Source organism: Trinickia caryophylli (assembly GCF_034424545.1).
GTDB lineage: Bacteria > Pseudomonadota > Gammaproteobacteria > Burkholderiales > Burkholderiaceae > Trinickia > Trinickia caryophylli.
This window is the reverse complement of the sequence record NZ_CP139970.1, coordinates 4,124,114-4,146,441: the sequence shown is the minus strand read 5'-3', so window position 1 is coordinate 4,146,441 and position 22,328 is coordinate 4,124,114. Positions and strand designations below refer to the sequence as shown.

The window sequence follows — 22,328 nt, the reverse complement described above, 5'->3', positions numbered from 1 at the left end:
GATGTCAGCGGTTTGTAGGCATGGCGCTTCGTTATCGCGCCCGGTCTGCGCCCAGCGCGCGCAGAATCTGCGCGCTCAGTGCGGGGTGGTGAACGATGCTTGTATGAGTCGCGTCGACGTCGAACCAGCCCACTTGCCCGGCCGTGTGCCGCTCCCAGTCCATCCGGCGCCGCGTATGCCTCGTGCGCAACGCGCGCCAGACGTGCAGGTCGGCAGCGATGCGAGGCAGCGTGTGGCGGGCCATCAGTGCGGCATGCATCGCATCGGCCGCGAACGCCGCACTCAGCAGCGATGGTCCGGCGTGCGTCACCGCCGTCTCGTCGAACGCACCTTGGGCGTCGTGCGCGGCGGCCGGCGGCTCCGGGCCGTCGTCCCAGGACGTGGCCGTATCGACGATCCCGACGAACGAAAGGCGCCGGCCTCGACGCTCGAAATGCTCGGCGATCGCCACCGCGAGCCGACCGCCGAACGACCAGCCGATGAGCGCGCATTCCCCGCCCGGCTGCAGTGCGTCGATGCAGCCGGCGAAGTACTCGGCCAGCGCCTCGAAGGTTCCGCCATGCCACGGCGCGCCGCGCAAGGCGGGCGCCTGCAGCGCGATGAGCGTGACGCGTCCATTGAGCGCCTGCGCCAGCGAGCGGTATTCCCCCACCATCCCGTAGCCCGGAGGCAGTCCGAAGAGCGTCACGGGCGCCCCCAGCGCATTGAGCGGGACGGCCGGCAGCAGGAGGTCCGATTGTGCCGGCACGACGGGCTGCGCCGCGTTGGAGGAGATCGCCGCACGTCGGCGTGCGAACCAGCTCGCGAGTGCATGAGCCGAAGGCGCCGGCAATGCGGCCTCATAGACGGCGCGCGCCGCCCAGCTCGCGGCCACGTCGTCGCGCACCGCCTGCGCTTCGAGGGTGGCGGGAACCGCCGGCAGCTTGACCTTGGCGTCGGCCGCGTCGAGAGACGGCGTCTGCGCCACGCTCAAATGATCGAGCAACTCGGAAAGCGTTCGCTCGAAGGCGGCCACGATGCGCTCGGCCAGCATGTCGCTGACGAATTGCGGCGCGTAACCCCAACTGAGCGAGAGCGAATCGCCGGCTACCCAGCCGTTGATGTCGAGCGCGCGATCGGGCATGCGCGCGTGCTCGGCGATCGTCGCGCCCGAGGGTTCGCTCGCGAAGCTGAAGCGCGCGGTCGCGCGAAACGTCTGCTCGAAGCGGCCGAGATAATTGAACCCGATCTCCGGCACCGGCAGGGCATCGAGCGCCGCCCGGGCCGGCTCGTCCGCGCATCGGCTCAGCAGCCCCCAGCCGAACCCTCGCCGGGGTACCGTCGCAAGACGTTCGTGCACACGCCGCAGTGCGTCGGCCGGCGAGGCGCAGGCGCCCGGCACCGCGAGCGGATACTGCGTCGTGAACCATCCGATCGTGCGGCTCAGGTCGACGCCTTCGATGAGGTCCTCACGGCCATGGCCTTCCAGCTCGATCAGCACCTCGTCGCGCACGGCGACATCGCACACGGCACGGGCCAGCGCGGCGAGCAGCACCTGGTCGACGCGCAGACGGTACGCACGAGGCGCTTCGCGCAGCAGCGCCGCCGTGAGATCGGCAGAAAGATTCGTGCGCAATGTTTTTTGCGGCTGCGGACGCGGCGATCGGGCCGGAAAAAGCGGACCGGCACGCAGCGCCGGCGCGTCGAGCGCGGTTTGCCACCACGCCAGTTCGTGCGTGAGTTCGGAGGACCGCGCATAGCGCATGAGCGCGCGTACCCACGCGCGCCAGGGCGTCGAGCCCGCCGGCAGCACCACCGCCTCGCCCCGTTCGGCCTGCTCGTATGCCGTCTGCAGTTCCTCCAGCAGCACCCGCCACGACACCCCGTCCACCGACAGATGGTGAATCGCGATCAGCAGCCGCGTCTCTCCCTCCGGCGCCTCGAAGTAGCCCACGCGCCAGATCGGGCCGCGCTCGATGTCCAGGCTCGATTGGATCCGCTCGCACGCCCCTTCCAGTTCCGATAGCGACGACAACCGCTCGTGGCGAACCAGCCCCGCTGTGGTTGGGCGTGGGGCTTCCGCTGGGGCTTCCGCTGGGGCTTCCGTCTGCGCCCGAGCGCCGGCTTCCCCCACCCCGCGCGCCACCTGCTTCCAGCCCTCGCCCTGTCTCTCGAACCTCAGCCGCAGCGCATCGTGCCGCGCGCTCAGCGAGACCACCGCCGCCTCCAGCGCCTTCACCTCCAACCGCCCCCGCACCTTCAACAGCACCGACTGGTTCCAGTGCGACTCCCCTTGCGGGTAGCGCTCGAAGAACAACTGCTGAATCGGCGTCAGCGGCAGCGCCTCGCCCTCCTCCTCCACCGCTTCCTCCGCCTGCGGCGCCAGCCGCTGCGCTCGCTGCGCCAGCGCCGCCACCGTCGGATGCTCGAACACCTGCCGCGGCGTGAGCTTCAGCCCCGCCTGCCTCGCCTTCGCTATGATCTGCAGGCTTTGGATCGAATCCCCACCCGCCTCGAAGAAGTTCTCCGTCACCCCCAGATCGTCGCGACCCAGCACCGCCGACCAGATCGACAGCAGCACCGCCTCCGTCTCGTTCGACGCCTCCACCCGCTCCCGACTCCCCTCCCGCGGCCCCGGCAGCGACGCCTTGTCCAGCTTGCCGTTCGGCATCCACGGCAGCCTCTCCAGCACCGTCAACGACGACGGCACCATGTACCCCGGCAGCCGGCTCTCCAACTCCGCCTGCACCGCCGCCTCCTCCACCTGCCCGGACACGTACGCCGCCAGCCGGCGCTTCTCCCCCTCGCCCGCCACGATCACCGCCGCCTCGCGCACTCCCTCGCACCGACGCAGCACCGCCTCGATCTCCCCCAACTCGATGCGCTGCCCACGCAGCTTCACCTGCTGGTCCAGCCGACCCAGGAACGCCACCGTGCCGTCCTCCCGCATGCGGCACAAATCCCCGCTTCGGTACTGCCGCGCCCCCGGCTCGCCACGCTCGTCCGGCACGAACCGCTCCGCCGTCAGCCCCGCTCGGCCCAGGTACCCACGCGCCACCGTCGGCCCGCCGATGCACAGCTCGCCCAGCCCGCCCACCGGCGCCTCGTCGCCGAACGCATCCACCACCCGCGCCGTGCGCCCCGGGTACGGCCGCCCGATCGGCACCGTCACCTCCTGCCCGTCCGACGCCTGGGTCTGGCGGTACAGCGCCGCGATCGTCGTCTCCGTCGGTCCGTACAGGTTGTCCAGCCGGATGTCCGACAACGGACCCTGCCGCCACCGCGCCAATGCATCGCCCGGCAACGCCTCCCCGCCCACCGTCACCTGCCTCAAACTCAGCGTCTCGCGCGCCGGCGCATGCCGCTGCCACTGCTGCCACAGCGCCGTCGGAATCCGCGCGAACGTCACCCGCCGCCTCACCAGCCGATCGCTCAGGCTTTGCAGGTCCCACGGCTGCTCGCCGCGCATCTCCACCGTCGCGCCCACCAGCAGCGCCGGCAGCGTCTCGTGCAGCGCCACGTCGAAGTTGATCGTCGACGAGTGCAGCACCGTGTCGGCCTCGACAATGCCGTACGTCGACAGAAAGTCGCACAGGTGTGTCCACAGCGACCCGTGGCTCACCGCCACGCCCTTCGGGCGACCCGTCGAGCCCGACGTGTACAGCACGTACGCCAGTTGCTCGGGGTGCACCGCCGCCGCGAAGCCCGATGCGGTGCGCCGCCTTGCACCCGCCCCGGCCGCCACCGCATCCGCCGCTTCCGCTACATCGGCATCGGCATCGACGCCAACAGCGGCAGTGGAAGCAGCATCAACATCGACATCAGCGTCGAACGCCTGCCCCACCTCCACCACCTCACAGCCGGCAAGCACCTGCCCCATCCGCTTCACGCTGTGCGCATCGGCCACCACTCGCTCGATGCCCGCATCCTCGATCATCTGCTCGAGCCGCGCCGCCGGATACTCCGGGTCCAGCGGTACGAACGCCGCGCCCGAACGGATCACCCCCAACAGCGCCGCGATCAACTCCGGCCCGCGTCGCACACACAGCCCCACCCGCTGCTCCGCACCCACCCCGCGCGACGACAGCTCCCATGCCACCGACGCCGACCACGCTTCCAATTGCCCGTAGCTGAGCGCGCGCTCCTCGCAGCGCACCGCCACCCCATCCGGCGTGCGCCGCGCCTGGGCCACCAGCGCCGCGCCCAGCGATTCGAACGGGTACCGCACCATGGGCGCATCGGCATGCGGCCCCGCCTCGCCCGGCAGCTTCAACTCCCCCACGCGCCGCGCGCCGTCCTCCGCCAACTGCCCCAGTACCGCCTCGTATTGCCGGGCCAATCGCTCCACCGTCGACTGGTTGAACACGTCCGTCGCGAAATTGAACATCAGCCTGAGCCCTTGTCCGTCGTCGACCACGTTCAACACGAGGTCGAAACGCGCCGTGCCGGTGCCGCTGCTCTCGGCGTGGACGACGAGCCCTGGCATGGCCACCGATGCCTCGCTCGTCGCCTGTTCGAGATTGAACATGACCTGGAACAACGGCGAACGGCCCAGATCGCGCTCGATGTGAAGTGCGTCGAGCACGCGCCCGAACGACACGCTCTGATGCTCCTGGGCTTCGAGCACGCGCGCGTGCAAAGAAGCGAGCAAGACGTCGAACGGCATGGCGCCCGAGACGTCCGCCTCGATGACGAGCGTATTCACGAAGTAGCCGATCAGCGGCTCGGTCTCGCGCCGCTGCCTGCCGGCCGACGGCACGCCGATGCGTATGCAGGTTTGCCCGCCATACCGGTAAAGCAGCGCCGCATAGACGCCCAGCATCAGTGTGAAAAGTGTCGTGCCGCGCCGGCGCGCAAGCGCCCGCAGCGCTGCGCCAAGCGTGGCGCCCACCTCCACGCTGCAGCGGCCGCCGTCGGCACCGCGCACGGCCGGCCGCGGACGATCGAAAGGAAGTTCGAGCGCCGGCCGCTCGATGCCGAGCCGCGCCGTCCAGTACGCAAGCGCTTCGTCGGCAACGCCGTCAAGCCACTCGTCCTGCCATGCCGTCACGTCGCCGAAATGCATCCCGACGGGAGGTAACGACCGGCGAAGCCCGGCGTCTTCGCCTTCGAGCCCCGCACCATACAATGCGGCCAATTCGCGAACGAGCAACGACTGCGACCAACCATCGGAGACGATGTGATGCGTGACGATGTGCAGCACATGAAGCCCGGCACCGAGCGCGATAAGCTCGACGCGCAGGAGCGGCCCCGCCGTCAGGTCGAACGGCTCGCGCGCGGCGGCACGCAATGTTTCGGCGAGCGCCGCGCCATCGTCGAGCACGCGCTCGCGCCAGCCGTAGCGCGCTTCGTTCGCGATCCGCTGGAACGGAACGCCGCCTTGCTCCACGAAGCGCGCGCGCAACGCGCCATGCCGCGACACGAGCTGATCGAAAGCGCGTCGCAACGCCCGCACGTCGAGCTGGCCCGTCAACCGGAGCGCGCGCGAAAGATGATAGGCGGGGTTCGACGGGTCCAGATTCCACAAGAACCAAAGCCGCTGCTGCGCGGCGGAAAGCGGATAAGCGAGCCCCTCGTCCGCCCGTTCGCCCCCATCCCGCAACAGCGGCACGATGGGCAAGCGCGATGGATCGATACCCTGCTCGCGTGCCCTCTCGCGAAATCGGCGGCGCCGCTCGGCCGGTAGTGCTGCGTACTTGAGCGAAATCGCCAGTGCCTGGCTCGCCGCGCCGGCCGGCGCATCGTTCTTGATCGTGGTCGACATGTCGTCCGTCGTGCCCCAGGAGTCAGAAGAATCAAAAGAATCGAAAGAGTCGAAAGAATCAATCGAGGTCATCGAACAGCCCGTCGAGCGCCTGCAACGCATCATCCGCTTTGTCGCGCCGCGCCTCGTCGCGGCCTGCTGCGCTGCCATCCCCGCCGAGCGTCGCGGCGAGCCGCGCCGGCGTGGGCGCGTCGAACAGCGTTGCGAGCGCAACCTTGCGGCCGAGCCGCTCGGAAAGCCGGGCAATCGTGCGCACGGCCGCGAGCGAGTGCCCGCCGATCGCGAAGAAGTCGTCGTCCGCCCCGACGCGTGCCGCACCCAGCACCTCGCCGAAGACCTGGGCCACGAGCACCTGCATCTCACCCGACGGTTCGACCCAGGAGGCTTCGCCCGAACCGGCGTCGCCGAAGCGCGCAAGCGCATTGCGGTCGAGCTTGCCGTTCGCGGTACGCGGCAGCGCCTCGACGACGTGCACGGCAGCCGGCACCATGTAGGCGGGCAGACGCGCGCGCAGCGCGGCACGCCATTGCGCGGGCACCGTGTGCCCGGCGCCCGCGACCACATAGCCGACGAGCCGCGGCTCGGCTTCGCCGGCACCGGGCACAAGCGCCACGGCCGCATCGAGCACACCGTGGCCTTCGCGCAGCGCCGCCTCGATCTCTCCGAGCTCGATGCGGTAGCCGCGCAGCTTCACTTGCTGATCGATACGGCCAAGGCATTCGACTTCGCCGTCGGGACGCTCGCGCACGAGATCGCCGGTTCGATAGATCCGCGCCCCCGGTGCGCCCCACGGATCGGGCACGAAGCGCTCCGCAGTCAGCCCCGGCCGGCCGAGATAGCCGCGCGCGAGATTGTCGCCACCGATGCACAGTTCGCCCATGCCGCCTTGCGGCGTGAGTGCGCCGCTCGCATCGACGATGCGCAGCGCGTTCGCATGAAGCGCGCGGCCGATCGTGACTGACTCATGAGGCGACACGCGCGCGCAGCTCGACCAGATCGTCGTTTCCGTCGGGCCATAGAGATTCCAGAGCGAAACTCCGCGCTGCATCAGTTGGGCGGCCAGGTCGGGCGGCAACGGCTCCCCGCCTGCCAGGCCCGCGAAGGGTCCGTGCGCGGGCCCGCGCCAGCCCGCCTCGAGCAGGAGGCGCCAGCCGCTCGGCGTCGCCTGCACCACCGTCGCCCGGCTCGCATCGATGAGCGCCGCAAGGGCCGCGCCGTTGCCGGCCGTCGCCGCATCGGCAAGCTCGATGCAGGCACCTTTCGTGAGGGGCAGGCAGAACTCCAGCAGTGAAATGTCGAACGACGCGGTCGTCACCGAGAGCAGCACGTCGTCCTCCGTGAGCCCCGGCACGATACCCACGCTCGCGAGCAATCGGGCGAGCGCGCCGTGCGACACGGCAACCCCCTTGGGCCGCCCCGTCGACCCCGATGTGTAGATGACATAGGCGAGCTGTGCCGCATCCACCCAGCGCGCGGGCGGCGCGACATCATTCGTCGGCGCGGCTTCCCCGGCCCCGATGACGATTCGGCCGTCGAGCCCGCCGTCGAGGCGCGTCAGGCCCTCTTCGTCGGCGATGACACGCGCAATGCCCGCATCGTCGAGCATGAAACGCAAACGCTCGGCCGGAAACGATGGATCGAGCGGCACATAAACAGCGCCGCTGCGCCATACGCCGAGCATGCTCGCAATCAACGCGGGCGTGCGGCGCATGCAGACGCCGACGCGCTCTTCACGGGCAACGCCGCTTTCGCGCAGCCGGGCATCGATCGCGGCAGCCCAGCGCTCGAGCGTGGCATAGTCGAACGCCTCGCCGCGCTGGCGCACCGCGATGCGCTCCGGCACGCGTGCCGCTTGCGCGGCAAACCGTTCGTGGCACGCGCGCAGGATCGGGGCGGGCAACGCCTCGGCGCGCGTCGCGCCACGCCGAGCCGCCAGTTCGCCGACGAATCGCGCCGCATGCTCGCCTTCGTCGGCGAGCGCATCGAGCAGCGACCGATACTGCTGCTCCAACGCTGCTATGCGGACACGGTCGAAACGCCGGTTGTCCCAGCCCCAATGCAATTCGAGCTGCCTCGCCGGCAAGATCGTCAGCGTCAGCGGATAGTGCGTTCGCTCGAGGGCATCGACCCGCTCCACGCGCAACACGCCTGCCTCCTCGCCCGACGCACGCGATGCGACAGGGTAGTTTTCGAAGACGATGAGGCTGTCGAACAGAGCATCGCCGCTGCGGCCCGCCCACTGCTGCAGCGCAGCCAGCGGCGTGTGCTCGACTTCGCGCATCTGCGTGTTCCAGGCCTGAACCTCGCCGAGCCACTGCGCAAGCGCGGCATCACCGGGCACGCGCACGAATACGGGCAAGCTGTTGATGAACAGGCCGAACATCTCGTCGGCTCCGTCGAGCGAGGCGGGGCGGCCCGATACCGTGACGCCGAATGCGACAGACCGTTTTCCGCTCAGGCGCGCGAGCAGTACCGCCCATGCGCCTTGCATCAGCGTATTGAGCGTCACGCGGTAGCGCTGTGCCGCGCGGCGCAGGCGTTGATCGAGTTCGGCGTCGAGCCGCATCACGAGTTTTTGCGGGTCGCTCGAACCCGCGTCGCGCGGCGAGCCGAGGCTCGCCGTGAGCGTGCCTGGATCGTCGAGCGACGCGAGCTTTTCCATCCACCAATCGCGCGGATCGGGTTGCTTCGCCAGCCATTCCACATACCGGCGGTACGGCGGCGGCACGCTCGTTACACGAGCCTGCGCGCGTCTTGCACCGAGCGCGCGCTCGTAATCGCCGAAGACTTCCGTCAGGAGCCGCGCGCCGCTCCAGCCATCCGTAAGCACGTGATGATGGGTGCGAACGAGATCGAATCGTCCGTCGGGACGAAGGAAAACGTTGACCCGCATGAGTGGCGCGCGCGATGGATCGATCCCTGCCGAGAGGTCGCCCTCGCGCCATGCTGCGAGGCGGGCATCGTACTCGGCCGAACCCGCGTTGCTCATGTTGCGCCAGTCGTGCACGACAAACGGCAGCGCGGCCTCGCGCTCGACGATCTGCAGAGCCGTTCCATCAGGATGCCAGACGAAACGCGTACGCAGCGCATCGTGCCGCGCGATCGCGGCCTGCCACGCGGCTCGCAGCGCTGCCGCATCGAAGGGGCCCGCGAGCGTCAGTTGAAGCTGGTTCACGTAGACGCCCTGTCCGTGCTCGAGCTCGCTGTGGTAAAGCAGACCCTGTTGCAACGGTGTGGCCGGGTAGATATCGGCAACGCTGCCGAGCTGCAGGCCGAGCGCACGCAGTTGGCTGTCATCGAGGCCCGAAAGCGGGAAGTCCGATGCTGTCGCGCCCGCCGGCGCGGCAACGCAATGCGCAATCAACGCGCTGACCTCGCGATCGAAGTCGACGATGAGATCCTCGACGGTGTCTCGGCCGATTCTCGCCGGATCGAAACGCCAGCGCACCAGCAAGGTGTCGCCCGTGACAATGCCGTTGAGATCGAGCGCGTAGTCGAGCCGCGCGCCCTCGCCATGCGTCGCACCCGCCGCCTCGGCACTGAACGTGAAACGCGAATCGGAGTCGAGCGACTGGTCGAAGCGGCCCAGGTAGTTGAAGCTGACCGCCGGACGACGACGCGTGCGGCTCGCTTCGAGCAGGCCCCAATGCAATCCCTTGCACGGCACCGCCCGCACGCGGGTCTTCACGGCGACGAGCGCATCGGCAAGCTCTGCCGATGCGGCCGGCAGCGCCACGGGAAAGCGTGTGGTGAACCATCCGACTGTCCTGCTCAGGTCCACGCCGTCAATCACGTCCTCCCGCCCGTGGCCCTCGAGTTCGACCGGGATCTCGGTCGCCCCGCTCCAGCGACCGAGCGAGCGGGCGAGCGCGGTGAGCAGCAATTCGTCCACACGCGTGCGATAGGCGCGTGATGCATTTTGCAGCAGCTCGCGCGTGCGGGCAGCATCGAGCGTCCAGTCGATCGTCGTGCTTTGCGCCATGCGCGTGCCCACCGCCGGCCGGAACGGAAGCTCGACTGCGGAATCGAGCGCGCAAAGTGCGCGCTCCCACCACGATGCTTCCGATCGCACCTGCTCGGAACCGGCATAGCGCGTGAGCGCGCGTACCCACGCGCGCCAGGGCGTCGAGCCCGCCGGCAGCACTACCGCCTCGCCCCGTTCGGCCTGCTCGTACGCCGTCTGCAGTTCCTCCAGCAGCACCCGCCACGACACCCCGTCCACCGACAGATGGTGAATCGCGATCAGCAGCCGCGTCTCTCCCTCCGGCGCCTCGAAGTAGCCCACGCGCCAGATCGGGCCGCGCTCGATGTCCAGGCTCGACTGGATCCGCTCGCACGCCCCTTCCAGCTCCGATAGCGACGACAACCGCTCGTGGCGAACCAGCCCCGCTGTGGTTGGGCGTGGGGCTTGCGTTGAGGCTTGCGTTGGGGCTTCCGTCTGCGCCCGAGCCCGGGCTTCCCCCACCCCGCGCGCCACCTGCTTCCAGCCCTCGCCCTGTCTCTCGAACTTCAGCCGCAGCGCATCGTGCCGCGCGCTCAGCGAGACCACCGCCGCCTCCAGCGCCTTCACCTCCAACCGCCCCCGCACCTTCAACAGCACCGACTGGTTCCAGTGCGACTCCCCTTGCGGGTAGCGCTCGAAGAACAACTGCTGAATCGGCGTCAGCGGCAGCGCCTCGCCCTCCTCCTCCACCGCTTCCTCCGCCTGCGGCGCCAGCCGCTGCGCTCGCTGCGCCAGCGCCGCCACCGTCGGATGCTCGAACACCTGCCGCGGCGTGAGCTTCAGCCCCGCCTGCCTCGCCTTCGCTATGATCTGCAGGCTTTGGATCGAATCCCCACCCGCCTCGAAGAAGTTCTCCGTCACCCCCAGATCGTCGCGACCCAGCACCGCCGACCAGATCGACAGCAGCACCGCCTCCGTCTCGTTCGACGCCTCCACCCGCTCCCGACTCCCCTCCCGCGGCCCCGGCAGCGACGCCTTGTCCAGCTTGCCGTTCGGCATCCACGGCAGCCTCTCCAGCACCGTCAACGACGACGGCACCATGTACCCCGGCAGCCGGCTCTCCAACTCCGCCTGCACCGCCGCCTCCTCCACCTGCCCGGACACGTACGCCGCCAACCGGCGCTTCTCCCCCTCGCCCGCCACGATCACCGCCGCCTCGCGCACCCCCTCGCACCGACGCAGCACCGCCTCGATCTCCCCCAACTCGATGCGCTGCCCACGCAGCTTCACCTGCTGGTCCAGCCGACCCAGGAACGCCACCGTGCCGTCCTCCCGCATGCGGCACAAATCCCCGCTTCGGTACTGCCGCGCCCCCGGCTCGCCACGCTCGTCCGGCACGAACCGCTCCGCCGTCAGCCCCGCTCGGCCCAGGTACCCACGCGCCACCGTCGGCCCGCCGATGCACAGCTCGCCCAGCCCGCCCACCGGCGCCTCGTCGCCGAACGCATCCACCACCCGCGCCGTGCGCCCCGGGTACGGCCGCCCGATCGGCACCGTCACCTCCTGCCCGTCCGACGCCTGGGTCTGGCGGTACAGCGCCGCGATCGTCGTCTCCGTCGGTCCGTACAGGTTGTCCAGCCGGATGTCCGACAACGGCCCCTGCCGCCACCGCGCCAATGCATCGCCCGGCAACGCCTCCCCGCCCACCGTCACCTGCCTCAAACTCAGCGTCTCGCGCGCCGGCGCATGCCGCTGCCACTGCTGCCACAGCGCCGTCGGAATCCGCGCGAACGTCACCCGCCGCCTCACCAGCCGATCGCTCAGGCTTTGCAGGTCCCACGGCTGCTCGCCGCGCATCTCCACCGTCGCGCCCACCAGCAGCGCAGGCAGCGTCTCGTGCAGCGCCACGTCGAAGTTGATCGTCGACGAGTGCAGCACCGTGTCGGCCTCGACAATGCCGTACGTCGACAGAAAGTCGCACAGGTGTGTCCACAGCGACCCGTGGCTCACCGCCACGCCCTTCGGGCGACCCGTCGAGCCCGACGTGTACAGCACGTACGCCAGTTGCTCGGGGTGCACCGCCGCCGCGAAGCCCTGTGCGGTGCGCCGCCTTGCACCCGCCCCGGCCGCCACTGCATCCGCCGCATCCGCTACATCGGCATCAACATCGGCAGCAGCGTCGAACGCCTGCCCCACGTCCACCACCTCACAGCCGGCAAGCACCTGCCCCATCCGCTTCACGCTGTGCGCATCGGCCACCACTCGCTCGATGCCCGCATCCTCGATCATCTGCTCGAGCCGCGCCGCCGGATACTCCGGGTCCAGCGGCACGAACGCCGCGCCCGAACGGATCACCCCCAACAGCGCCGCGATCAACTCCGGCCCGCGCCGCACACACAGCCCCACCCGCTGCTCCGCGCCCACCCCGCGCGACGACAGCTCCCATGCCACCGACGCCGACCACGCTTCCAATTGCCCGTAGCTGAGCGCGCGGTCCTCGCAGCGCACCGCCACCCCATCCGGCGTGCGCCGCGCCTGGGCCACCAGCGCCGCGCCCAGCGATTCGAACGGGTACCGCACCATGGGCGCATCGGCATGCGGCCCCGCCTCGCCCGGCAGCTTCAACTCCCCCACGCGCCGCGCGCCGTCCTCCGCCAACTGCCCCAGCACCGCCTCGTATTGCCGGGCCAATCGCTCCACCGTTGGCCGGTCCATGCGCCCACCATCCCACGCCCATTCGAGCGCGAGCGTCTGCGCACGAGGGATGATCGCGAGCGCGAGCGGGTAATGCGTTGGATCGACCGATTCGACGGATTGGATTTCGAGCCCGCCGCTACCATCGCGCGCCCCATCCACCGGATAGTTCTCGAACACGACGAGGCTGTCGAAAAGCGCATTGCCGCTACGCCCCGCCCACTGCTGCACCTGCGCGAGCGGCGTGTGTTCGTATTGCCGCAACGTCGCGAACGCGCCTTGCAGTTCGCGCAGCCATACGCCAACGTCCGCGCCTGCGTCCACCTCCACCCACACCGGCAACGTGTTGATGAAAAGCCCGAGCATCCGCTCGATGCCCGGCAAATGCGCCGGCCGCCCCGCGAACGTGGTGCCGTATGCGACGCGGCGCCGATGCCCGTGGCGTGCGAGCAGCACGGCCCAGCCCGCTTGCATCAGCGTATTGAGCGTGACTGCGTGACGGCGCGCCGTCTCCTGCAAACGCACGCTCAACGCCGCGTCCAGGACCTGCCGCCGCGCATGCGCGCCCGGTTCGCTTCCGGTTTGCGCCGGAAGGCTCGGCATCAGCGTGGCGGCATCGTCCGAGCCGAGCGCCTGCGCAATGCGCCCGCGCCACCAGGATTCCGTTCCAGGATCGCTGGCCGCCGTGCGAATCCAGTCGGCGTATCGCCGGTACGGCGGCGGCACGTCGAACGTCGCGGCGTTCGCAGATTCGCCCGCTCTCTCCGATCCCACCGAGGAGCGCGCACGATAGTCCCTCAGAATCTCGCCGACGAGCAGGGCCACGCTCCAGCCATCGAGCAGCACGTGATGGTGAGTCCAGACCAGATCGGCCGTACGCGCGTCGCGCAGGAATAGCGCCACGCGCATCAGCGGCGCCGTATCGAGCGCCATGCCCAGCTCGAGATCGTGTTCACGCCACGCGGCAAGACGGGCATCGTAATCGCCTGCCTCAGTCCAGTCGTAAGTCTCGAACGGCAATGCGAGCCGCCTGTGGACGATCTGCATCGCCGCGCCGCCATGCGCCCAGGCGAAGCGCGTGCGCAAGATCGCGTGCCGCTCGAGTGCCGCCTGCCACGCCGCGCGCATCGCGTCGCAGTCGATCTCTCCCGCGAACGTCACGCGCATCTGGTTCAGGTATGCATGCTGCCCCGGCTCCGCCGCGAGCGAGTGGTAAAGCAGCCCGCTTTGCAGTGGCGTAGCTGGATAAACATCCTCGATGTGTTCAGGTGCGAGGCCAAGCGCGCGCCAGAGGTCCGCCGAGTCGAAGCCGCCAGCACCGGCCGGCTGCCCTTGCTCCCGCTCCATGGCCTGCGCGCCTGCGCGCGCCGCGCGCGCGAGGCTTTCGATCGTCGGTGTCTCGAATACCATGCGCGGCGTCAGATGCAAGCCGGCATCGCGCGCCTTGGCAACGATTTGCAGGCTCAGGATCGAATCGCCCCCGACGACGAAGAAGTTGTCGGTCACCCCGAGATCGTCGCGACGAAGCACGCTGCGCCACACCGTCAGCAACGCTTGCTCGTCCGCGCTCGATGCCCCGACGGCGGCCGCCGCGCGCACCGTTTCGGGCGCCGGCAGCGCCCGGCGGTCGAGCTTGCCGTTCGGTGTGAGCGGCAAACGCTCCAACTCGACGTATGACGTGGGCACCATGTGCGCCGGCAAGCGCTGGCTCAGCCAGGCCTGCCATCTCCCCGCGTCCGATTCTGCGTCCGGTTCTGTGTTCGATTCTGTGTTCGATTGGCCCACGCCCCCTTGCGGCACCACGTACGCCACCAGCCGCCGCTCGCCCGCTCCCCCTTCGCCAACGGCTCCGCCCGCCACCACCACCGCCGCCTCGCGCACCGACTCGTGCGCCAACAGCGCCGCCTGAATCTCGCCCAGCTCGATCCGGAATCCTCGGATCTTCACCTGATCGTCGTTGCGGCCCAGGTATTCGAGATCCCCATCCGGCAAACGCCGCGCCAGATCCCCCGACCGGTACAGCCGCGCACCCGGCGCACCGCCCGGATCCGGTACGAACCGCTCCGCCGTCAGTCCCGGCCGCCCCAGATACCCGCGCGCCAAACCCGCTCCCCCCACGCACAGCTCGCCCACCGCCCCCACCGGCGCCCGGTTCAGATCCCCGTCCAGCACCTGCAGCGTCAGGTCCGCCAGCGGCGCGCCGATCACGCTGCGCCCCGCCCTCAACGCCGCTTCGTCCAGCTCCCGGTACGTCACGTGGACCGTCGTCTCCGTGATCCCGTACATGTTCACGAGCGCCGGCAGCACCCCCTTGGCCCGTGCACCCTCCGCCCAGCGCGCGATCGATGCCGGCTCCAGCCGCTCGCCGCCGAAAATCACCGCGCGCAGCGTCTTCAGCTCGTACTCGCCGTCCACCTGCGCGAGCTGCACGAACGCCGACGGCGTCTGGTTCAGCACCGTCACCCCTTCCCGCACCAGCAGCGCGTGCAAGGCCGAAGGCTCGCGTGCCGTCCAGTGCGGCACGATCACGAGGCGTCCGCCATGCACGAGCGCACCGAACAGCTCCCACACCGAGAAGTCGAACGCGTACGAGTGAAAAAGCGTCCACACGTCGCGCTCGTCGAAGCCGAAACGCTCCCGCGTCGCATCGAACAACCGCGCCACGTTCCCGTGCGTCACCCCTACGCCCTTGGGCCGCCCCGTCGAGCCCGACGTATAAATCACATACGCCAGTTGCTCCGCGTGCACGCGCGGCAGCGGCACCTCCGCCGCCGCGTCGGAATAAACGTCGCGCAAGGCCCCCACGTCGATCACAGGCCTCCACGCGAAAAGCGACTCGTGCTGCTTCAGGCTCTCGGTATCGGCGACGATGGGGCCGAGCCGCGCATCGTCGACGATGTGCGAAAGCCGCTCGTGCGGATACGACGGATCGAGCGGCACATACGTCGCGCCGGCCCGCAGCACGCCCAAGAGCGCGGCGACGAGTCCGGCAGAGCGTTGCATCGCCACGCCGACGCGGGTTTCCGCTTTGGCGCCGCGCCGCAGGAGTTCGGCAGCGATCGCACGGGACCATGCATCCAGTTGGGCGTAGGTGACGCGCTGTGCGCCATCGACAAGGGCAATGGCATCGCCGCGTCGCGCCGCCTGCATCGCCACGCGAGCGGCGACGTTCATCGGCTCGTGCCAGCAAGCCTCGGGGCGCGGCGGCGCTTCGTCGCGAATTTCGGCAAGATCGAGCATGGCGAGCGGCCTCGCGTCATCCTCGCCCCACTGCCCAAGCAATCCCGTGAAATTACGCGCAAGCCGCTCGATCGTAGAGGCATCGAATACGTCGGCAGCATAGGTGAATGTGAGATCGAGCGCCGAATCGGCGGTCTCGGCGATGTTGAGCATCAGATCGAACTGCGCTTCCCCGTTGCCCGTCGGCTGCACCGTCACACGCACCGCATCGCCGAACGAGGCACCGATGTCATGGCGCTGCTGCTGGTTGACGAGCACCTGAAAAAGCGGCGTATGGGCAAGATCGCGCTCGGGCTGCACGGCCTTCACCACGCGTGCGAACGGCACGTCCTGATTCGCATGTGCGCCGAGAAGCCGCTCGCGCACCGCGTCGATCAGTTCTCCGACGCGCATCGCGCCGTGCGGGGCCGTTCTGATCACCACCGTGTTGACGAAGAATCCAGCGACGGCCTCCGCCCCCGGCTGGTCGCGGCCCGCAAGCGGCACGCCGATCCGAATGTCGCGCTGCCCCGTGTAGCGATAGAGCAGCGCATCGAACGCGGCGAGCATCGTCATGAAGAGCGTGGCTTGGCGTTTGTCCGCAAGCGCGCGCAGCGCTCGGGTGTTCGCTGCCGGCACGCGCATGCCGAGCCGGGCACCGGGTGCACGCCGCGCGTTGCCGCGCACTCGGTCGAACGGCAGGGCAAGCAAGGGGGCCGTGTGAGCATCGGTCGCGAGTTCGGTGCGCCACCACGCAAGTTGCGCCGCCTCGCGCGCCGGCGTCAGGTATGCAGCACGCGCATTGAGCACATCGCGATAGGCAGCCCATGCCGCGGCGGCATCGAAGGATGCTTCGGCCTGCCCCTCACCTGCGGCGAACGCCCGATATAGCCGGGAAAAATCGGCGAACAGCAGGCCCACCGACCAATCGTCACCGAGGATGTGATGCAGCACGAGATGCAACACGTGGCACTCGTCGGTCAGGCAAACGAGCGTTGCCCGCACCGGCGGCTCGGCAACGAGATCGAACGGCACGCGCGCAAGTTCGACCAGACGGGCGGCGAGCGCAGCTTCGTCCATGTTATGCGCCGGCCTCAAATCGAGCGGGCGAATGTCGGCACGGCTTTCCGTGTCCACACGTTGATACGGTACGCCGGCCGTCTCCCCGAAGCGCATGCGCAGCGCCGGATGACGAACGCTCAGGGCGGCGAAAGCGGCGCGCAGCGCGTCGGTATCGAGATGCCCGTCGAAGCGCAAAGCCCCGCTCACGTGGTAGGCGGTGCTGCGCGGATCGAGCTTCCACATGAACCAGAGGCTTTCCTGCGATGCGGACAACGGCATCGGCTCGCCGGGCGCGAATTCGATGGCCTGCTCGCGCGAACGATCTTCGCGGCCATCGCTTGGCGAACGGCCTGGCGCCATCGCTGGCGCGCCGCGCACAATGGCCGCGAAATCCGCAAGCGTCGGATGTTCGAACAATGCCCTTAGCGGGGGGGCTTCGCCGAACGCCGCATGCACGGCGGAAATGGCGCGTACGGCCAGCAGCGAATGGCCGCCAAGCCGGAAAAAATCGTCGCGTGCGCCAACGCGCTCCACGCCGAGCACTTCTTGCCAGATCGCGGCGACGCGGGCCTCCGTCTCGTCGCGCGGGGCAACGAAGGACGCCCGTGAAGACGCGGCCGCATTCGCCGCTTTTGCCGTTTCGGGCGCCGGCAGCGCCCGACGGTCGAGCTTGCCGTTCGGTGTGAGCGGCAAACGCTCCAACTCGACGTATGACGTGGGCACCATGTACGCCGGCAAGCGCTGGCTCAGCCAGGCCTGCCATCTCCCCGCGTCCGATTCTGCGTCCGATTCTGCGTCCGATTCTGTGTTCGATCGGCCCGCGCCCCCTTGCGGCACCACGTACGCCACCAGCCGCCGATCGCCCGCCCCCCCTTCGCCAACGGCTCCACCCGCCACCACCACCGCCGCCTCGCGCACCGACTCGTGCGCCAACAGCGCCGCCTGAATCTCGCCCAACTCGATCCGGAATCCTCGGATCTTCACCTGATCGTCGTTGCGGCCCAGGTATTCGAGATCCCCATCCGGCAAACGCCGCGCCAGATCCCCCGACCGGTACAGCCGCGCACCCGGCGCACCGCCCGGATCCGGCACGAACCGCTCCGCCGTCAGTCCCGGCCGCCCCAGATACCCGCGCGCCAAACCCGCTCCCCCCACGCACAGCTCGCCCACCGCCCCCACCGGCACCCGGTTCAGATCCCCGTCCAGCACCTGCAGCGTCAGGTCCGCCAGCGGCGCGCCGATCACGCTGCGCCCCGCCCTCAACGCCGCTTCGTCCAGCTCCCGGTACGTCACGTGGACCGTCGTCTCCGTGATCCCGTACATGTTCACGAGCGCCGGCAGCACCCCCTTGGCCCGTGCACCCTCCGCCCAGCGCGCGATCGATGCCGGCTCCAGCCGCTCGCCGCCGAAAATCACCGCGCGCAGCGTCTTCAGCTCGTACTCGCCGTCCACCTGCGCGAGCTGCACGAACGCCGACGGCGTCTGGTTCAGCACCGTCACCCCTTCCCGCACCAGCAGCGCGTGCAAGGCCGAAGGCTCGCGTGCCGTCCAGTGCGGCACGATCACGAGGCGTCCGCCATGCACGAGCGCACCGAACAGCTCCCACACCGAGAAGTCGAACGCGTACGAGTGAAAAAGCGTCCACACGTCGCGCTCGTCGAAGCCGAAGCGCGCCCGCGTCGCATCGAACAGCCGCGCCACGTTCCCGTGCGTCACACCCACGCCCTTGGGACGCCCCGTCGAGCCCGACGTATAAATCACATAGGCCAGTTGCTCCGCGTGCACGCGTGGCAGCGGCACCTTCGCCGCCGCTATCACCGATGGCCCGGCCGCGACACGCAGCGCGTTGGCGTCGATGACGGGCAGCCACGGCAGCATCGCGGTGAACCGCGATGCTGCCGACGGCTCGGTGATGAGCGCATCGAGACCCGCGTCGAGCGCGATGTCGCGCAACCGGTCGTCGGGATAGGCGGGATCGAGCGGCACGTAGGCCGCGCCGGCGCGCAGCACGCCGAGGATCGCGGCAACGAGCGCGGGCGTGCGCGTCATCGCCACGCCGATGCGGCGTTCGCCGCCATGCGCAAGCGCCGGTCCGCAGGCGTGTGCAATGCGCGCCGACCATGTGGCCAGTTCGAGGTAGGTCAATGCGGTGCGCGTGCCATCGTCGCCCGTAAAGGCGATCGCGACCGCATTTGGGCGGGCGCTCGCTTGCGCGTCGATGCGTGCGGTCACGGGCTCGAAAGGAACCGGCAACACCGCCGTGGCGCCGGGTTCGGCCGCGGGTGCTTCGTCGCGCGCGACATCGCGCAACCGCGCATCGCCGTTCTTCTCAATCAGCCCGACAAGCCGGTCCAGCACGCGCTCGAAATGTGCAGCGAGCCTCGCAACTCCGTCGGCCGATACGCGCCCCGTGCGCCAGTGCCATTCCAGCCGGAGCGCGTCGGCCCCCGATCCGCCCGAACCGGCATCGACGCCCATACCATGGCGCGGCGCGACGACGAGCGTGAGCGGTAAATGAGTGCGGCTGTAAGCATCGATCGCCCGCAAGCCGAGCGCCGCTCGTTCGCCACGGAATGCTTCGTCGAGCGGATAGTTCTCGAACACCAGCAGGCTGTCGAACAGCGCACCGCCGCTTGCGCCCGCCCACTGCTGCAGTGAGGCGAGCGGCGTATGTTCGAGTTCGCGCAACGCCGCATGGCTGCGCTGCAGCGCGGCCAGCCATCCAGCCACGGGCGCTGCGGGGTCCGCCTCGACCGCGAGCGGCAAGCTGTTGATGAAAAGGCCGACTGTGGACTGCACCTCGGCCAGTTCCGCTGGCCGCCCCGACACCGTCGTGCCGAAGGCGACCTGGGCCCGCCCCGAAAAATGGGCGAGTACGAGCGCCCATGCCCCTTGCACGAGCGTATTGAGCGTCACTTGCGCGCGTCGTGCCGCGCATTGCGCGCGCACATAGCCGGCCGCATCGATTTCGCGCACGAGGCGCTTCGTGTCGTCTGCATCGTTGGCCAAGCCCGCGCGCTCCGACACGCGCTCGAAGAACGCACCGCTGCCGAGCGCATCGGCGAGGCGCGCGGACGTCCCGAGTGCCGCGAGCCGCTCCTGCCATAGCGCGCTCGCCACGGGCTGCCGCCGCAGCCAGTGCACATAGCGAGCAAAGCGCGGCCCCGGCGTCACGTCGAATCCGCTGCCCGCAACGAGCGCGGCGTATGTGCGCAGCACCTCGGATGCGACTTGCGCAGTGCTCCAGCCATCGGTCAACGCGTGGTGGTGAGTCCACAGCAGATCGCGTGCGCCATCGGCCCGGGCGAATATGTCGACGCGCATGAGCGGCGCCGCGTCGAGATCGAAGCCCCGTGCGGCAATGGAACGGCGAGCGGCTTCGAAGGCGGCGTCCCCGGCATCCGGGCCAGCATCCGGGCCGGCGCTCGGCGGCACTGCGAACGGCGGATGAACATCGAACGGCAGCACTACCTGCCGCTGGACCACCTGCAGGGGCTCGGCGCCAGGGGGGCGGACGAACCGCGTGCGCAGCACGGCATGGCGGGCGATCACGACGTCCCACGCGCGCCGCATGATCTCGACGCGCAAGTCGGCAATCGTCAGGCGCAACTGCGAAACGTAGAGACCCGGTTCGCCGTCGAGCATGCCGTGAAAGAGGAGCCCTTGCTGCATCGGTGTGGCCGGATAAACGGCTTCCGCCGTTTCGCGCGTCACGCCTGCCTGCGCGAACCACAGCGCTTCCTCCGCCGCCCTGGCTTCGTCGGCGGACGCGGCCGTGGCCCGTGCCTTCCCGTCGGCGGACCCGCTGCGGCCCTGTGTCGAAGCCGCCTGCGGCGAAACGACAGGCGCCGCAGGCACATCCGCGCCCAACGCACCGGCGCCCGACGCAACCGCCACGCGCGCGGCCGCTTCGATCGTCGGATAGTCGAACATCAGCTTCGGCGTGAGCTTGAGCCCCGCGCGACGCGCTTTCGCGATGATCTGCAGGCTCAATATCGAATCGCCGCCGATCTCGAAGAAGTTGTCCGATACGCTGATGTCGTCGCGCTTGAGCACCTGCTGCCAGATCCCGGCGAGCGTGCGTTCCGCGTCGCTGCGCGCTTCGACGCGCGCGGTCCGCTTTTGCCCCGCGGCGCGATCGGGCGCAGGCAGCGCGGCGCGGTCGATTTTGCCGTTCGCCGTCAAAGGCAGCGACGCGAGCACCCGCAGCGACGCCGGCACCATGTAATCGGGCAGATGCGCGGCGAGCCGCGCCCGAATCGCATCGACGTCCAGCGGCACGGCCGATGTCAGATAGGCGGCAAGCTTGAGCGGCGCGCCCTCTTCGTCCGCTCGCGCGACGACGATCGCGTCTCGCACGCCATCCTCGGTACGCAGCCGCGCCGCGACTTCCTCGGGCTCGACGCGAAAACCGCGGATCTTCACCTGATCGTCGAGGCGACCCAGAAAGGCGAACTCGCCGCCCGGCAGGCGGCGGCTTCGGTCTCCCGTGCGATAGAGCCGCGCGCCATGCCCCGCCGCGTCGGGCACGAACCGCTCCGCGGTCAACGAAGGCCGGTTCAGGTAACCGCTGGCCACGCTCGCGCCGCCGATACAAAGCTCGCCGGCCACGCCCCTGGGTGCGGCATTGCCGTCCTCGTCGACGATGCGCGCATCGACATGTGCGAGCGGCGTGCCGAGCGGCAGCGTGCTCGCGCGCCCCACGTCGCCCGTGCGCGCAAGGACACCCACCGCCGTCTCGGTCGGCCCGTAATGATTCATCAGGACACAGTTTGGCCGCAGCCGCTCGACCTGCGTCGCGAGACGTGCCGGCATCGGCTCACCGCCCACGACAAGGCACCGGCGGGGCAACGCGGCTGCGGGCGAGCGGCCCTGCATCAGCGCATCGAGATGGCTCGGCACGATCTTCAGCAGATCGACCGCGTGCGTGTCCATGTATGCGGCGAACGCGTCGGGATCGCCGGCCACCTCCGCGTCGATCGCGTGGAGCGTCCAGCCGTGCCAGAGCGCCCCGAAGAGCGACGTATGGCCCAGGTCCGCGGCAGGCGTGGAAATCCAGGCCGCGCTGGCAATATCGTCGGGCAGCCGTCCGGCAACTCCGCGCAGATAGGCGGCAAGCGCTGCATGGTTCAGCACGACGCCCTTGGGCCGGCCGGTCGAGCCCGAGGTATAGATGACGTAGGCCGGCCAGACAAGCTCATCGCCGCGTGGAGACGGCGGCGCCTTCATACTCGTGCCGAAGGTCGCGTCCGCGCAACGCGACGCATCGGGATCGACGAGCGCCACGCCCTCCGGAAGCCATTGCGCCGGGCCCGCACCCGTCGCAACGACGACGCGCGCGCCACAGTCCTGCGCCTGCCAGCGCAGACGCGCCGCAGGCTGCGCCGCATCGAGCGGCACATAACAGCCGCGCAGGCGCCATATGGCGAGCACGCTCGCCACAAACGCGGCATTGCGCGCGGACACAATGGCCACGCGATCGCCTGGCCGCGTCCGCTCGGCGAGCATTGCGGCAAGACGCTCGGACCATGCCCACAGGTCCTGCCACGTCAGCGGTCCGTCGCGATCCACGACGGCGATCGCATCGGGCCGCGTCGCGGCGAACCGGGCAACGCGTGCCGGCAGGTAGTCGATATCGAAATGATTGGCTTGCATAGCGCCCAGTTC

At 69.6% G+C, this 22,328-nt stretch carries 2 protein-coding genes; both read right to left on the bottom strand.

Features of this window, described 5'->3' with window-relative positions:
• Window positions 1–31 precede the first annotated feature (31 nt).
• A complete protein-coding gene (locus U0034_RS18650; protein WP_102623138.1) occupies window positions 32–5,743 on the bottom strand; it encodes a non-ribosomal peptide synthetase in 5,712 nt (1,903 codons plus the stop codon).
• Window positions 5,744–5,801: 58 nt separating this feature from the next.
• Window positions 5,802–22,316 carry a non-ribosomal peptide synthetase gene (locus tag U0034_RS18645; RefSeq protein ID WP_327197023.1) on the bottom strand — a complete coding sequence of 5,505 codons (16,515 nt, stop codon included), beginning with the start codon at window positions 22,314–22,316 and terminating at the stop codon, window positions 5,802–5,804.
• Window positions 22,317–22,328: the final 12 nt, after the last annotated feature.